Genomic DNA, 15,212 nt, shown 5'->3' on the forward strand with positions numbered 1-15,212 from the left:
TTGCACGAGAACGGCCCCTCACCCGAAGGCGAGGGGCCGTCTGACGCAGGCGTCAGATCACTCGTAGAGGACCGCCGCGATGTCGGGGTCTTCCATGTTGGTGGCGTCGTACCAGTAGGAGCCGGTGTCGTAGAACTCCTCGACGGAGTCGCCGTTGGCCGCGTCGAAGGCCGCCTGGACGACCTGCTCGCCGATGCCGATCGGGTCCTGCGTGATGGCGCCGGCCATCGTGCCGTTCTTGATGGCTTCGATCTGCGCCGCACCGGAGTCGAATCCGATGATGGTGAGCTTGCCCTTCTCGAGGCCGAGCTCGCCGACGGCGTTCACGACGCCGATGGCAGAGCCCTCGTTGGTGCCGTAGATGCCCTTGAGGTCAGGGTGCGCCGCGATCATGGCCTTGGCGATGTCCGCCGACTTCAGGTGGTCGCCGTCGCCGTACTGGATGTCGACGATCTCGATGTCCGGGTAGTCGGCCTCGATCTTCTCGACGAAGCCGTCACGGCGCTCGACACCGGTCGAGTTGATCTGGGAGTGGCCGACGATGGCGACCTCACCCTCTCCGCCGATCAGCTCTGCCATGTGCTCTGCGGCCAGGGCTCCCGCGACCTTGCTGTCGGTCGCGGAGAGGCTCAGGCCGACGTCGCCGTTGCACGGGGCGTCGAAGTAGACGACCGGGATGTCCTTCGACTTCGCCTGCTCGAGCGGAGCGACGCAGGCCTCTGGGTCGAGGGCGGCGTAGGCGATGGCATCCGGGTTCTTGTCGATCGCCGTCGTGAGCATCTCGAGCTGCTGCGCGATCTCGGTCTCAGCCGCTGGGCCTTCGAAGGTGATCTCGACGCCGAGCTCCTCCGCCTTCTGCTCGGCGCCCGTCTTGACGGCCTGCCAGAACTGGTGCTGGAAGCCCTTCGACACCAGCGCGATGTACATCTCGCCGTCGCCGGCGCCTCCGCCCCCGCCGTCGGTGCCGCCCTCTTCGATGATGTCGCCGCCGCCTGCGCAGCCCGCCATCACGAGCGCGGATGCGGCCATGAGTGCCGCGAATGCGGTCTTCTTGCCAAATCGCATGGAAACTCCATTGTTCTGTGGATGCCGGCCTCACGGTCGGCGCTGTGGTGGATAGGGATAGGGAGGGAGAGGATCAGGTTCGCTGGCGGTTGCGCAGCGAGTCGAGGAAGACCGCCAGGAGCACGACGACGCCGACGACGATGTTGCGCCACTCGGTCTGGATCGACAGGATGCTGAGGCCGTTGACGAGCACGCTCATGATGAGGGCGCCGATCACGGTGCCGATGATCGAGCCGCGTCCGCCGAGCAGCGACGTGCCGCCGATGATGACCGCGGCGATCGCCTGCAGCTCGTAACCGGTTCCGATCTGCGGCTGCGCCGAGTCGAGGCGGGAGGCGATGACGACGCCGGCGATGCCGGTGAAGGCTCCGGCGAACATGTAGACGAAGATCGTCCAGCGCCGGGTGTTCACACCCGACAGCCGCGTGGCCTCTTCGTTCGAGCCGATCGCGAAGGTGTATCGGCCGAGCAGCGTCTTCGAGAGCACCAGGAACGCGATGATCGCGAGCACGGCGGTGATCAGCACGGCGTTCGGGATGCCAGGGATGATCGCGCCGAGCGCGATCCGCTTGAAGTCCGGTGCCGAAGTCGAGAAGTAGATCGGCGCGACCCCGGAGATCACCAGGGCGAGTCCGCCGGCGATCATCATCATCGCGAGCGTGGCGATGAACGGCGGCAGCCGCAGGAACGTGACGTTGAAGCCGTTGATCAGCCCCATCAGCACACCGGTGGCGATGCCGCCGATGACGCCGATCCAGACCGGCAGCCCCATGTTCGTGATGAACACGCCGGTCATGACCGAGCACAGCGCCATGCCCGTTCCCAGCGACAGGTCGATGCCACCGGTGATGATGACGAATGTCGTGCCGAGGGCCAGGATGCCGATGACCGCTGTCGACAGCAGCACGGAGGCGATGTTGCTGAACGTGAAGAAGTTCGGGCTCGCGAGAGAGAAGAAGATCAGCAGGACGACGAGCGTGCCGAAGGCCAGCGACTGCTGCACCTGTCGCTTGAGGAACGCACGGGTGTCGCGCTTGTCGGTGTTCTCGTTCACGGCCTGCTGGATGACGGTCGTCGTCGATCCGGACTGTTCTGGGGTGCTCATCAGTCTTCCTCCCCGTGGGCTGCGAGTTGCATGATCTTCTCCTGGCTGGCTTCTTCGTTGCGGAGGGTTCCGGTGATGCGACCGTTCGCGAACACGGCGATGCGGTTCGCGACGCGGAGGATCTCGGGCAGCTCCGACGAGATGACGATGATCGACTTCCCGGCATCCGCCAGCTGCTGCATGAGCCGGTAGATCTCCTCCTTGGCACCGACGTCGATGCCTCTGGTCGGTTCATCGAAGATGAGGATGTCGCAGTCGCGCATGAGCCACTTGGCTATGACGACCTTCTGCTGGTTACCGCCCGAGAGCAGCTTCACGACCTGGTTGACCGACGGGGTCTTCACCCGCAGCTGCTGCACGTACTCCTTCGTGCGCTGCTTCGCCTTGCTGTCGCCCATCCAGCCGATGCCGTTCGCATACGAGTCGAGCGAGGCGAGGACCGTGTTGAACGTGACGCTCTGCTCGAGCATCAGGCCGAGGCGCTTGCGGTCTTCCGAGAGGTAGCCGAGGCCCAGCTTCACGGCATCCGCCGGCTGGCTGATCCGCGCAGCGCGACCGCCGACCTGGATGACGCCGCCATCTCGGGGATCCGCACCGATGATGGCCCGAGCCGTCTCGGTGCGACCGGCGCCCATGAGCCCGGCGAACCCGAGGATCTCGCCCTTGTGGAGCTGGAAGGAGACGTCCTTCAGCAGTGTCTTCGTCGTGAGGCCCTGCACGTCGAGCACGACGGGGTCGCCGAGGTGCTCACGTGCCTCCGGGCGGGTTCCCTCGTCGATCACGCGCCCCACCATCATCTCGATGATCTTCGGGACGCTGATCTCGCTCTTCTCCAGTGATCCGATGTATCGGCCGTCTCGCAGCACGGAGACGCGGTCGGCGAGACGACGCAGCTCATCCATGCGGTGCGAGATGTAGACGATGCCGGTACCACTCGCCTTGAGCTGCTCGATGAGCACGAAGAGAGTCTCGACCTCGCTGTCCGTCAGTGCGGACGTCGGCTCATCCATGATGAGCACCTTCGCGTTGAACGACAGCGCCTTGGCGATCTCCACCATCTGCTGCTCGGCGACCGTGAGCTCTCCCACGAGCCGGCGAGGGTTGAGATCGATGTGCAGGCGCTGCAGGAGCTCAGCGGTCTGCCTGTTCAGCCGGCGCTCCGACAGCAGCAGCGCTGACGTGGGTTCCCGGCCGATGTAGATGTTCTGCGCCACCGTGAGATCGGGCATCAGGTTGAGTTCCTGATGGATGATCGTGATGCCCAGCTGCTGCGCCTGCAGCGGACTGGTGAGCTCCACTTCCTGGCCCTCGAAGGTGATCGTGCCCTCGTCGCGGGTGTAGATCCCCGACAGGATCTTCATGAGCGTCGACTTTCCGGCACCGTTCTCGCCGACGAGCACGAGCACTTCGCCGGAGTGCACTTCGAGGTGCACATCCTGGAGCGCCTGGACACCGGGGAAGCCCTTGCTGATGCCTTCCACCCTGAGGATGGGATCGCTCATGTACTCACCTGCTTCCTTGAAGGTCGGGGGCGGACTCCCCTGTACGGGAATCCGATCAAACATCGGATCAATTGTCTATCAGCATCGACTCTGACGCAAGTTGTATCTAAATGTACCTATCCGCGTGCTGTCATGCTAGACCTGTAATAACAACTTCGTCACGGATGCGCGCGAGCGCAGGAGAGAGGAGCCCACATGCTCATCGGCGCGCACGGACTGGTCTTCACCGGAACCTTCGACGAGGCGGGCCTGCGGCGCGCGATCGAGGGCACGCGGACGGCCGGCTTCGATCTCGTGGAGATCCCCTTGATGGATGCCGCGGCCTTCGACTCCGCGTTGGCCTCGCGGATGCTGCAGGACAACGGCCTCGCGGTGACGGCATCGCTCGGGCTGACCCCTGCGACCGACCTCACGAGCGAGGATCCCGCGGTCGTCGCATCCGGCGTCGCGATGTTGGACCGCTGCCTGGACCACGTCGCGACCATGGGCGGCGACGTGCTGTGCGGCGTGATCTATTCGGCGATGGGCAAGTACATGGCGCCGACCACCGCGAAGGGCATCGAGAACAGCCGCGCGGCGATCTCCGAGTTGGCATCGACGGCCGCGGCGCGCGGCATCCGCCTCTCGCTCGAGGTCGTGAACCGCTACGAATCGAACGTCTTCAACACCGGTCGCGGCGCGCTCGGCTTCCTCGACGGCGTCGCGGGAGATGTCAGCGTGCATCTGGACACCTACCACATGAACATCGAGGAATCGGACTTCTTCCAGCCCGTCCACGATGTCGCGAAGGCAGGGAAGCTCGGCTACGTGCACATCGGCGACAGCCATCGCGGCTACCTCGGCACCGGCACGGTCGACTTCGCGACGTTCTTCCGCGCCCTTCATGACGTCGCCTATGACGGACCTGTCGTGTTCGAGTCGTTCTCGTCGGCTGTCGTCAGCGCCGAGCTCAGCAACACGCTCGGCATCTGGCGCAACCTCTGGCAGGACTCTGACGATCTCGCCGCGCACGCGAACCGGTTCATCCGCGATGCATTGCACGCGGTCGAGACCATCGATCGGCACTGATCCCTACGCGGAGGCGTGCCCGACGACGCCCTTGCGCAGCAGCGCGTTGCCGTACTTGCGCGTCTCGCCGGTACGCACCATGAGGTACGCGGGCGCGGCGAGTTCGTAGTACGCGAAGCGCTCGACGAACCGGGTGGACTCGACGGCCGTGCCCGCGGCACGCATGAGTTCCTGCTGCACGTCGAGCACCTCGCCGTCGGCGGATTCCATCAGGTCGAGGCCGGGCGCATCGTCGAGAGGGATCACGGTGCGGATCGCGGCCAGCACTTCGGGAGTCGTCGTGCCCGGCAGATCGATCACGCGCTCCCCCAGCGCCCAGGCCGGAAAGTGCGCATCCGCGATCACGACGGCATCCGAGTGCCCCATGCGGTCCAGGTGCAGCAGCATCTCGCCGGTGAGCAGCGGGTTGATTCCTTCGAGCATCGGTTCCTCCTCAATCAGTGGTGGCCGGGATGAGACCATCGGCGACGAGCTCTGCCCAGAAGTCGTCCGGTATCGCGAGGGCTGCGAGCTCGGCGTTCTGCCGCACCTGCTCCGGACGCGAGCTGCCCAGCACGACCGACCGGGTCGCCGTGTCGCGCAGGGGGAATTGGATGGCCGCCGCGGGCAGCGGCACCTCGTGCGCACGGCAGACGGAGACGATGCGCTGTAGCCTGTCCCAGATCTCGTCGGGCACGCCGCCGTACTCGTAGCGACCGTCGCGCGTCGGCTCGGCTTTCGCGAGCAGGCCGGAGTTGAAGACGGATGCCGCGACCACTCCTGTGCCGCGATCATGGCATGCAGGCAGCACCTCGGTCGCGGCCGGCTGCTCGAGCAACGTGTAGCGCCCGGCGATCATGATGATGTCGAGGTCGGCCTCGCGCACCGAACGCGCCAGCGCCTCCGACGTCATCGATCCGACACCGATCGCCTGTACGGCGCCCTCGGCGCGGATCATCTCCAGCGATGGAAAGGCCTCCGCCAGTGCGAGGTCGAGATCATGACGTTCGGGGTCGTGCAGATAGACGAGATCGATCCGGTCCAGCCCAAGCCGCTCGCGGGATTCGTCGAGAGACGCGCGGATGCCGGCATCCGAGAAGTCCCACACCCTCTGCAGGTCGTCCGGCACGAAGAAGTCGTGCGCGGTGTCGAGGCCGCCTTCGTGGTCGGGGTTCGGCCGCAGGAGTCGCCCGGCCTTGGTGGAGAGCACGAACTCGTCTCGCGGCTTGGTCTGCAGGAACGCACCGAGGCGTCTCTCCGAGAGTCCGAGGCCGTAGTGCGGCGCGGTATCGTAGTAGCGCACCCCGCTGTCCCACGCAGCATCCAGCACCGCCCATGCCTCGTCGTCGGAGAGCTCTCGGAACAGGTTCCCGACGTTCGCGGCGCCATAGCCGAGCATCGGCAGCTGCAGCTCAGTCGATGACATGCGCGCCCTTCCAGGTGTACTTCGCGATGCTCTCCGCCTTCATCTCCATACTGGCCCCCGGAGCCGTCGGCGCCATGTACGAGCCGCCCTGGATGTCGGTGGGCACGACGAAGTGCTCGTGCAGATGATCGACGAACTCGATCAGTCGCCCCTCGCGGGTGCCCGTCACTGCGACGAAGTCGAACATCGACAGATGCTGCACGGCTTCGCACAGCCCGACACCGCCGGCATGCGGGCAGACCGGGACGCCGAACTTCGCGGCGAGCAGCAGGTTGGCGATGTTCTCGTTGACGCCGGCGACCCTCACGGCGTCGATCTGCATGACCTCGATGGCCTCCGCCTGGAGCAGCTGCTTGAAGATCATCCGGTTCTGGGCGTGCTCACCCGTCGCGACGCGGATGGGGGCGATCGCCCTGGCGATCTCTGCGTGACCGAGGATGTCGTCGGGGCTGGTGGGCTCTTCGACCCAGGTCGGATGGAATTCCGCGAGCGCGTTCACCCACTCGATGGCCTCCGACACCTCCCAGCGCTGGTTGGCGTCGATCGCGATCGGAAAGTCGGGGCCGACGACCTCGCGGGCCTTGCGGAACCGGCGGATGTCGTCGTCGAGGTCGGCGCCGACCTTGAGCTTGATCTGCGTGAAGCCGTCGGCCAGTGCCTCGCGGGCGAGCCGCTCCAGCTTCTCGTCCGAGTAGCCCAGCCAGCCCGGACTCGTGGTGTAGCCCGGGTACCCGGTGGCCAGCAGCTCGGCCTCGCGTTCCTCCCGTCCTTCCGCGCCGGCGCGGAGGATCTCGAGCGCATCCTCCGGGGTGAGCGCGTTCGTGAGGTAGCGGAAGTCGACCAGCGAGACGAGCTCCTCCGGCGTCATCCGTGCGAGCAGCTGCCACAGCGGCAGGCCGGCGCGCTTGGCCTTGATGTCCCAGAGCGCGTTGATCACTGCACCGATGGCCATGTGCATCACGCCCTTCTCGGGGCCGAGCCAGCGCAGCTGGGAGTCGCCGACGATGTCGCGGAACGTGCTGCCCATGTCATCCAGCAGCGGCTCGATCTCGCGGCCGACCAGGTGACCGGCGAGCGCATCGATCGCCGCGACCTGCACGTCGTTGCCTCGACCGATCGTGAACACGAACGCGTGGCCCTCGACACCGTCGCCCGCGTCGGTCCGGATCACGACGTACGCCGCAGAGTAGTCAGGATCGGGGTTCATCGCGTCTGAACCGTCGAGGCTCAATGACGTGGGAAAGCGGATGTCGGTGGTGTCGAGTGCGACGACGCGGCTCACGGGGATTCCTCTCCTCGTGCAGCACGAAGATTCTGCACGGATCCTTTGGAGTGTAAACATCGGATGTCTATACTGTCAATCAGACGTGCCGCCGGACGGCGGCTTCCCCGAGAGGCTGGAGAACCATGAAGTTCGCGCGGCTTGGCGCCCCTGGATCCGAGATCCCCGTCCTGGTCGATGGTGATCGTCACTTCGATCTGCGGCCCGTGACATCCGATGTCGACGGTGATTTCCTCGCCGGAGATTTCCGTGCACGCGTGGGCGCTGCGCACGCCGCGGGTGAGCTCTCCGAGCTCGAGGGCGCAGCGGATCTCCGCATCGGCGCGCCGATCGCACGCCCGAGCGCCGTCATCTGCATCGGCATGAACTACGCCGCGCACGCCGCGGAGTCCGGCTCGGAGCCGCCGACGATCCCGATCATCTTCCTGAAGACGCCGAACACCGTGGTCGGGCCGAACGATGACGTGACGATCCCACGGGGCAGCGTGAAGACCGACTGGGAGGTCGAGCTCGGCATCGTCATCGGGGCACGTGCCGCCTACCTCGACTCCACCGAGGAGGCCGACGCCCACATCGCCGGCTACGTCGTCGCGAACGACGTGTCGGAGCGCACCTTCCAGATCGAGGTCTCCGGCGGACAGTGGTCGAAGGGCAAGATCGCGCCTGGCTTCAATCCCACCGGGCCCTGGCTGGTCACCCCCGACGAGGTCGATGTGGACGACCTGAATCTGAAGAGCTTCGTGAACGGCGAATCCCGCCAGGACTCGAACACGTCCGACATGATCTTCGACGTGCGCACGATCGTGCACCACCTCTCGCAGTACGTCACGCTCGAGCCCGGCGACCTCATCCTCACCGGCACACCGCAGGGCGTGGCGCTGTCCGGCAAGTACCCGTATCTGGCGGCCGGCGATGTCGTCGAGATCGAGATCGAGGGCCTCGGTCACCAGCGGCAGAACTTCGTGGCATGGGAGGCGACCCGATGAACGGCACCTTGGAGGGCCTCGTCGCGATCGTCACCGGTGGCGCCTCGGGCATCGGCGCCGCGATCGCCGCACGGCTGCACGCCGACGGTGCGCAGATCGCCGTGCTAGACCGCGACACCTCGGGCGCAGACGGGCGCTTCGCCGCGTTCACGGCCGACGTCTCGGATCGGGCGAGTGTGGATGCTGCGGTGGCGGCCGTCGCCGAGAAGTTCGGCCGCATCGACATCGTGATCAACAACGCCGGCATCGGCGCCCAGGGCGACATCAGCGCGAACGACGACGACGAATGGGCACGGGTGCTGTCGGTCAACGTCACCGGCATCGCACGCGTGACCGCGGCCGCCCTCCCCTGGCTGCGCAATTCGCCCGCCGCAGCGGTGTGCAACACGGCATCCATCGCGTCGACCACTGGCCTCCCGCAGCGCGCGCTGTACTCGGCGTCGAAGGGCGCCGTCTCGGCGCTCACGAGAGCGATGGCGACCGACCATCTGCACGAGGGCATCCGCGTCAATGCCGTGAACCCCGGCACGGCGGATACCCCGTGGGTGGGGCGTCTGCTCGATTCGGCGGCCGACCCCGCCGCTGAGCGCGCCGCACTGAAGGCCCGCCAGCCCCACGGCCGGCTGGTCTCGGCCGACGAGGTCGCCGGCGCCGTGCTGTATCTGGTTTCTCCGGCATCCGGCTCGACGACAGGCACCTTCATCGAGGTCGACGGCGGCATGGCGCAGCTGCGTCCGCGTCCCGCGTAAGGGCGCGGGCTCGAGGTCAGCGGATGCCGTAGAAGGCGAGCGCGTTCGAGCAGAACACCTTCTCGGCGTCGAGCCCGCGCGCCTTCGCCCAGCCGTGAAGCGTGTGGAACCAGTCGTCGCGGTTGCCTTCGACGTACACGGTGGCGTCGGGACTGCTGGTGTCGACGGACGACACCGGCCAGTCGCTGCCCCACATCATCCGGTCTTCGCCGAACGCGTCAGCGGCGACGTCGAGGAACGGTTCCATCTGGTCCTCGTCGATCATCCCGGTCGATTCAGCCGGCAGGCCCGACAGTTTGACGTACACGTTCGGATGCGCGGCCAGTTCCTTCAGATCCCGGATCCACTCGGCGCTGGGCCGCAGCGGTGCATCCTCGGTGCCGATCGCGGGCTTGCCCAGGTGATCCAGCACGATACGCAGATCGGGGACAGCGTCTGCCAGAAACACGACGTCGCCGATCTGGTGGGCACGCACACAGGCATCGAACGTCAGGCCGCGAGCGGCCACTTCACCGACGCCTTCGATGAAGTCGGCGCGACGCGCGAATCCGTCCCGCTCACCCTGCAGCAGATGCCGCACGCCGACGACCCGTTCGAACGCCCCGAGGGCATCGAGATGCTTCCCGAGCGTGCGCTTCCGATCGAGCCGTGCGCCCGCGACGATGCCGACCACCCCTGCGGCGAGCGCGATCGACTCGATCCAGCGCACCTCGTCGATCGCCTGCTTCTCGACGGGATCGGCCTGCACGAAGATCGCAGACTCCCCCTCGGCATCCTGGATCCTGTCGGCTCGCAACTCCTCGGCAGCGAAGCGGGCATTGAGATCTCCCTCCAGCCAGCGGTAGGTGAGAACGCCCGGATCCCAGAGGTGCAGGTGACTGTCGACAACGCGCATTCCTCCATCCTGCCCCAGACATCCGATCAATCGCTAGAATGGCGGAATGGCAGTCACCGATGAGGCGATCGAGAAGATCAAGGCGATGATCGTGTCCGGCGAACTGTCCCCCGGAGACCGCCTCCCCCCGGAGAAGGAGCTCTCCGAGCGCCTCGGCCTCTCGCGCAATTCCATGCGCGAGGCGGTGAAGGCCCTCGAGGTCATCCGCGTGCTCGATGTGCGCCGCGGCGACGGCACGTACGTCACTAGCCTCGAGCCGCACCTTCTGCTCGAGGCGATCTCGTTCGTCGCCGACATGCACGACGACGATTCGCTGCTCGAGATCTTCGCCGTGCGCCGGATGCTGGAGTCCCAAGCGACCGGGCTCGCCGCCACGCTCGGCACGTCCGAGGCGATCGACGCCCTGCACGCCGAACTGGACGGCGTCGAGACCGACGTGTCGATCGACGCCCTCGTCGAGCACGACATCCGCTTCCACCGCGAGATCGTCCGCATGGCGGGCAACGCCTATCTCGCCAGCCTCATCGAGAGCCTCAGCGGACAGACCGTGCGTGCGCGCATCTGGCGCGGTCTCACCGAGCAGGGCGCGGTCGAGCGCACCCTGTCGGAGCACCGCGGCATCGCCGATGCCCTCGCACAGCGCGACCCGAACCTCGCCACGTCACTGGCCACCGCGCACATCGCCGGCATCGAGCGCTGGCTCCGCCAGGCAGCGGCCGTCACCGAGAGCGGCGCCGAGTCGTAGCATCCGCTCGCAGGCGACGGGCTACGCGCCGATCCGCGCCATCGCCGCCTCGAACTCCGCCGCGGAGCTGTCGCTGACCGGATGCTGCAGCACCTGATCCAGCACGTCGGGTGCGGCGGTGAAGTACGGCACTCCTGCGGTTCGCAGCGACACGATGTCGTCCGCCGAGCGCAGGCTCGCGGCGAGCACGTTCGTGCCGCTTCCCGCGCACACAGCCTGCATCTCGGGGATCAGAGCGTCGCCGTCGACACCGGCATCGCGCAGCCGCCCGAGATACGGCGCGATGTAAGTCACTCCGATGCTCGCCGCCGCGAGCGCCTGCGCCACCGAGTACACGGCCGTGATCAGCACGCTCGCACCGTCTGCGACGAGACGGGATGCCGCGGCGAAGCCCTCGGCCGTCGCCGGCACCTTCACCGCCACTCGGTCGCCGAGCGCGCGGATCGTGTCGGCGTTGCGCAGCAGGTCGACGCGCGAAGCTCCCCAGGTCTGGAAGAAGATCTCCCGCGCGCCCTCTGCCTCCCACTGCGAATACAGCGACGGGATCTCGGCCGCCGTGCGGCCCCCGCGCTCGAGGATGGTCGGGTTCGTGGTGACGCCGTGCACCACTCCCGCCGACAGCAGCCGTGAGACCCGTTCGGTGTCGGCGCTGTCGACGTACAGGCGCGGGGCGATGGCGGCAGCGGGCATGGGTTCGACTCCTTGTGACGAACCTGTCGTTACAAGTTCGGGTTCGGCTAATGTAATGACAGGACTCGGCCCCTGTCAAAGAGAGCCCCCGCAGAAGGAGATCCATGACCACCCCATCCACCGAAGGACGCAACGGCGTCGTCATCGTCGGCAGCGTCACGGCGGATGTGACCACCTTCTCCCAGCGCCTTCCCGCACGAGGCGAGACCATCCTCGGGGATCAGTTCACGCTGATGCTCGGCGGGAAGGGCGCGAACCAGGCCGTGGCGGCCGGCCGTGCCGGAGCACTGACGAGTTTCGTCGGCTGCGTCGGCGACGACCTCTTCCACGATCTGGTGGTCGACGGTCTGACGGAGGCCGGCGTCGACCTCACGCATCTGCGCACGGTCCCCGGCCCGACCGGCGTCGCGCACATCCGTGTCGACGCCTCGGCGCAGAACGACATCGTGATGGTGCCGCTCGCCAACGCCGAGCTGAACACCGCGCAGATCGACGAGGCACTCGACGCGCTCGCTCCGACCACCTCCGTGCTGCTGACCCAGCTCGAGACGCCGTCCGCGCTGACCGCGCACATCACCGCCAAGGCGCGTGCACTCGGCATGACCGTGATCCTCGATCCGGCCCCGGCGGCTCCGCTGCCCGCCGAGGTCTGGGCGAACATCGACATCGTCACCCCTAACGAGACCGAGGCGTCGGTGCTCAGCGGCATAGAGGTGACGGATGCCGCGACCGCAGAGCAGGCCGGGCGGTGGTTCCTCGACCACGGCGTCGGCGCCGCCGTCATCACCCTGGCCGCTCAGGGCTCGTGCGTCGTCACGGCAGAAGGAGCGGCACTCGTGCCGCCGCTGCCCGTCGAGGCCGTCGACACCACAGCGGCCGGCGACGCCTACGCCGGCTACCTCGGAGCGGCCCTGGCCGACGGCGCCTCACTGACCGACGCGGTGCGCCTGGCCACGGCCGCCGGCGCGCTCACCGTCACGAAGCAGGGCGCGTCGCCCAGCCTGCCCGTCCGTGCGGACGTGGACGCCTTCCTGGCGGCCAGAGTCTGACCCTCAGAAGATCAGGAACCCGAGATGCGCAAGACCTCGACCACCATCAATCCGGCGCTCTCGCGCGTGATCAGTGAGACCGGCCACACCGACCTGCTCGTGGTCACCGACGCCGGCCTGCCCATCCCTCCCGGATCCGAACGGATCGACCTGGCCTATCGCCCAGGCGCCCCCGCGTTCTTCGATGTGCTCGACACCGTGCTCGCCGAGATGGTCGTCGAGGGTGCGACGGTCTCCGCCGAGGTCGCGGATCAGAGCCCAGAGGTGCTGCAGGGGCTGCGGGAGCGGCTGCCGCACATCGACATCGAACTCGTGCCGCACATCGAGTTCAAGAAGCTGACTCACGGCGCACGCGCCTTCGTGCGCTCGGGCGAGTTCACGCCGTACGCCAACGTCATCCTGCACGCGGGGGTGGCGTACTAGATGACCACGCCGTCGACCCGCCCCGCACCGACCGACACGATCGACCGGCATTCGGCCGCGCCGATGTACGACCAGCTGCGCCAGCTCATCATCGACGGCATCACCAGAGACGGGCTGCAGCCCGGCGATCCGCTGCCCGGCGAGCACCGGCTGTGCGAGCGGTACGGCATCTCGCGCACGGTCGTGCGGCAGGCGCTCGCGCAGCTCGAGCATGAAGGGCTCGTCGAGCGGGTCAAGGGCAAGGGCACATTCGTGTCGCGCCCTCGCACGAGCGAGGCGCTCGTGCACACCCTGATCGGCCTCTTCGACGATGTCGAACGACGCGGCGGGCACGTGCACAGCGACATCCTGCGCCACGAGCGCACCGAGGCAGACGCCGACGTCGCGGCAGCCCTCGAGGTTCCCGTCGGATCGCCCGTCGTGGCCCTGGAGCGACTGCGCCACGTCGACGGCGAGCCGTGGTCGCTGTCGACGACCTGGATGCCGGATGCCGTCGGCGCCCTCACCCTCGGCGTCGACCTGTCCGAGGCGTCGTTGTACCGCGTGCTCGCCGAGCACGGCATCCGGGCTGCCGACGGTGTGCGCTCAGCGGAGGCGACCGTGGCGACCCACGATCAGGCCCAGCAGCTGGATGTCAGCGCCGGGTCCGCACTGCTGCGGCTGCGCAGCATCAGCCGCGATGAGCAGGGGATGCCGATCGAGTACTTCATCGCGTTGCACCGCGGCGACCGCTCGCGGTTCGAGTTCCAGCTGCGTCAGGAGCAGTCGCAGGCGTCGCTGTTGCACGTCGACGGCGACGGCAGCGCGTCGCGAGCCGGTACAGTCTCTCTCTGAGGGTGTGCGCACACCTCGGAAGGGACGATGATGGTCGAAGAGCAGCCCCGCCGGCGCGACGATCCCGCACCGCCGCTGGCCGACCTGAGCACCCGCCCGAGTCCGGTTCCAGGACCGTTGACGAAACCGGCACCGGTCATCCGCCCGCAGAGGAAGCGCAGACGCTGGGTGTTCGTGATCGCGGCACTGATCGTTCTGGCCGGGCTGATCGCCGGTGGGATCGCGTGGAGCAACTCGCTGCAGGCCGCACCGCAGACCTCGCATTCGGACACCGCGCTCGACGCCGGGCATCCGCACGCGCTGCACAGCCCCGTCTGACCGCACGGCTACGCTCGGATCCATGACCTCCTGGACCAGCACCGCCATCTCCCTGCTGGAAGCAGACGCCAATCGCAGTGCCGACACGCACCTGCACGTCTTCCCCCTCCCGCTCGAGTGGGGCATCGACCTCTACCTCAAAGACGAGTCCGTGCACCCGACCGGCTCGCTCAAGCATCGCCTCGCACGCTCGCTGCTGCTCTACGGCCTGGTGAACGGGCGCATCAACGAGGACACGACGCTGGTCGAGGCATCCAGCGGATCCACCGCCGTCTCAGAGGCATACTTCGCCCGGATGCTCGGGCTCGACTTCGTGACCGTCGTGCCCCGATCGACCAGCCCGGAGAAGATCGCGCTGATCGAGTTCTACGGCGGCCGCTGCCACTACGTCGACCGGGCACCCGACATGTACAGCGAGGCCGAGCGCCTGGCATCGGAGTGCGGCGGGCACTACCTCGATCAGTTCAGCTACGCCGAGCGGGCGACCGATTGGCGCGGGAACAACAACATCGCCGAGAGCGTGTTCAGCCAACTCTCCCGCGAGCGGCATCCGATTCCGGAGTGGATCGTGGTCGGCGCAGGCACCGGTGGAACGAGCGCGACGTTCGGGCGCTACGTCCGCTACCGCCAGCATCCCACCAAGGTGGCCGTGGTCGACCCGGAGGGCTCGGCGTTCTACGGCGGCTGGAGCACGGGTGCCGCCGACTACACGACCGGCACGCCCAGCCGCATCGAGGGCATCGGTCGTCCCCGCGTCGAGCCGTCGTTCGTGCCCGGCGTGATCGACGAGATGCTGCAGATCCCCGACGCCGCGTCGATCGCCGCGATCCGGCTGCTCAGAGAGCGCACCCTGCACTGGGCGGGCGGCTCGACCGGGACGAACCTCGTGGGCGCGTTCCAGCTGATCTCGCGCATGCGCGCAGCCGGACGCCAGGGCAGCGTCGTCACGCTGATCTGCGACGGCGGTGCCCGCTACGCCGGCACGTACTACTCCGACGAGTGGGTCGCATCCCAGGGCTGGGATCTCGTCCCGCACCGGGCCCGGCTCGACCGCTTCCTGGAGACCGGCGCATGGGACGCGTGACGCGGCTACGCT

General features: G+C 67.5%; 17 protein-coding genes. 9 read left to right on the forward strand and 8 right to left on the reverse strand.

The annotated features are described in order from the left end of the window. Positions 1 to 57 precede the first annotated feature (57 nt). The 3 genes from ACYVG2_RS11390 to ACYVG2_RS11400 all read right to left on the reverse strand — a co-directional run bounded on the left by ACYVG2_RS11390 (position 58) and on the right by ACYVG2_RS11400 (position 3,672). On the reverse strand, positions 58 to 1,065 hold the full coding sequence (locus tag ACYVG2_RS11390) for an ABC transporter substrate-binding protein (RefSeq protein WP_448964393.1): 1,008 nt from the start codon (positions 1,063 to 1,065) through the stop codon (positions 58 to 60). A gap of 73 nt (positions 1,066 to 1,138) precedes the next feature. After that, complete coding sequence (locus ACYVG2_RS11395) at positions 1,139 to 2,170, reverse strand: ABC transporter permease (RefSeq protein WP_448964392.1); 1,032 nt, start codon at positions 2,168 to 2,170, stop codon at positions 1,139 to 1,141. Then, positions 2,170 to 3,672 (reverse strand): sugar ABC transporter ATP-binding protein, encoded by a 1,503-nt coding sequence (locus tag ACYVG2_RS11400; RefSeq protein ID WP_448964391.1) that lies wholly within the window; start codon positions 3,670 to 3,672, stop codon positions 2,170 to 2,172. The genes ACYVG2_RS11395 and ACYVG2_RS11400 overlap by 1 nt, the downstream gene beginning before the upstream one ends. Before the next feature lie 195 nt (positions 3,673 to 3,867). Between ACYVG2_RS11400 and ACYVG2_RS11405 the strand changes: the two genes are divergently transcribed. Next, positions 3,868 to 4,740, forward strand: coding sequence for a sugar phosphate isomerase/epimerase family protein (locus ACYVG2_RS11405; RefSeq protein ID WP_460781079.1), 873 nt, complete (start codon positions 3,868 to 3,870; stop codon positions 4,738 to 4,740). A gap of 3 nt (positions 4,741 to 4,743) precedes the next feature. Here ACYVG2_RS11405 and ACYVG2_RS11410 read toward each other — a convergent pair whose 3' ends face one another. The 3 genes from ACYVG2_RS11410 to ACYVG2_RS11420 are packed head-to-tail and all read right to left on the reverse strand — an operon-like array spanning position 4,744 to position 7,427. Next, positions 4,744 to 5,163: an RbsD/FucU family protein gene (locus tag ACYVG2_RS11410; protein ID WP_460781080.1), complete on the reverse strand. Its 420-nt coding sequence runs from the start codon at positions 5,161 to 5,163 to the stop codon at positions 4,744 to 4,746. 10 nt (positions 5,164 to 5,173) lie between these two features. Beyond that, entirely contained in the window at positions 5,174 to 6,145 is a 972-nt protein-coding gene (locus ACYVG2_RS11415) for an aldo/keto reductase (protein ID WP_460781082.1), read from the reverse strand. Continuing rightward, positions 6,132 to 7,427 (reverse strand): enolase C-terminal domain-like protein, encoded by a 1,296-nt coding sequence (locus tag ACYVG2_RS11420; RefSeq protein WP_460781083.1) that lies wholly within the window; start codon positions 7,425 to 7,427, stop codon positions 6,132 to 6,134. The genes ACYVG2_RS11415 and ACYVG2_RS11420 overlap by 14 nt, the downstream gene beginning before the upstream one ends. Before the next feature lie 125 nt (positions 7,428 to 7,552). Here ACYVG2_RS11420 and ACYVG2_RS11425 point away from each other — a divergent pair, with 125 nt between their 5' ends. Further along, positions 7,553 to 8,413 carry a fumarylacetoacetate hydrolase family protein gene (locus tag ACYVG2_RS11425; protein ID WP_460781084.1) on the forward strand — a complete coding sequence of 287 codons (861 nt, stop codon included), beginning with the start codon at positions 7,553 to 7,555 and terminating at the stop codon, positions 8,411 to 8,413. Continuing rightward, the gene (locus ACYVG2_RS11430) at positions 8,410 to 9,162 is read left to right on the forward strand and encodes an SDR family NAD(P)-dependent oxidoreductase (RefSeq protein WP_460781085.1); all 753 of its coding nucleotides are present in this window, start codon (positions 8,410 to 8,412) and stop codon (positions 9,160 to 9,162) included. The genes ACYVG2_RS11425 and ACYVG2_RS11430 overlap by 4 nt, the downstream gene beginning before the upstream one ends. Before the next feature lie 16 nt (positions 9,163 to 9,178). On the opposite strand, the gene ACYVG2_RS11435 is transcribed toward ACYVG2_RS11430, so the two are convergent. After that, complete coding sequence (locus tag ACYVG2_RS11435) at positions 9,179 to 10,057, reverse strand: amidohydrolase family protein (RefSeq protein WP_460781086.1); 879 nt, start codon at positions 10,055 to 10,057, stop codon at positions 9,179 to 9,181. 46 nt (positions 10,058 to 10,103) lie between these two features. Between ACYVG2_RS11435 and ACYVG2_RS11440 the strand changes: the two genes are divergently transcribed. Next, complete coding sequence (locus ACYVG2_RS11440; protein WP_448964383.1) at positions 10,104 to 10,802, forward strand: FadR/GntR family transcriptional regulator; 699 nt, start codon at positions 10,104 to 10,106, stop codon at positions 10,800 to 10,802. A gap of 21 nt (positions 10,803 to 10,823) precedes the next feature. On the opposite strand, the gene ACYVG2_RS11445 is transcribed toward ACYVG2_RS11440, so the two are convergent. Next, entirely contained in the window at positions 10,824 to 11,492 is a 669-nt protein-coding gene (locus ACYVG2_RS11445) for a transaldolase family protein (RefSeq protein ID WP_460781087.1), read from the reverse strand. Positions 11,493 to 11,596: 104 nt separating this feature from the next. On the opposite strand from ACYVG2_RS11445, the gene ACYVG2_RS11450 reads away from it, so the two are divergent. From ACYVG2_RS11450 to cds1, 5 genes are read left to right on the forward strand one after another with little or no spacing between them, the layout of a single operon-like run. Beyond that, a complete protein-coding gene (locus ACYVG2_RS11450) occupies positions 11,597 to 12,541 on the forward strand; it encodes a ribokinase (protein ID WP_460781088.1) in 945 nt (314 codons plus the stop codon). Positions 12,542 to 12,565: 24 nt separating this feature from the next. Then, a complete protein-coding gene (gene rbsD, locus ACYVG2_RS11455; protein ID WP_460781089.1) occupies positions 12,566 to 12,964 on the forward strand; it encodes a D-ribose pyranase in 399 nt (132 codons plus the stop codon). After that, positions 12,965 to 13,798, forward strand: coding sequence for a GntR family transcriptional regulator (locus ACYVG2_RS11460; RefSeq protein ID WP_460781090.1), 834 nt, complete (start codon positions 12,965 to 12,967; stop codon positions 13,796 to 13,798). 27 nt (positions 13,799 to 13,825) lie between these two features. Next, on the forward strand, positions 13,826 to 14,116 hold the full coding sequence (locus tag ACYVG2_RS11465; RefSeq protein ID WP_460781091.1) for a hypothetical protein: 291 nt from the start codon (positions 13,826 to 13,828) through the stop codon (positions 14,114 to 14,116). Positions 14,117 to 14,138: 22 nt separating this feature from the next. Next, positions 14,139 to 15,200: an L-cysteine desulfhydrase Cds1 gene (gene cds1 / locus ACYVG2_RS11470; RefSeq protein ID WP_460781092.1), complete on the forward strand. Its 1,062-nt coding sequence runs from the start codon at positions 14,139 to 14,141 to the stop codon at positions 15,198 to 15,200. The last annotated feature ends 12 nt before the right edge of the window (positions 15,201 to 15,212 follow it).

This window comes from Microbacterium shaanxiense, from assembly GCF_054779995.1.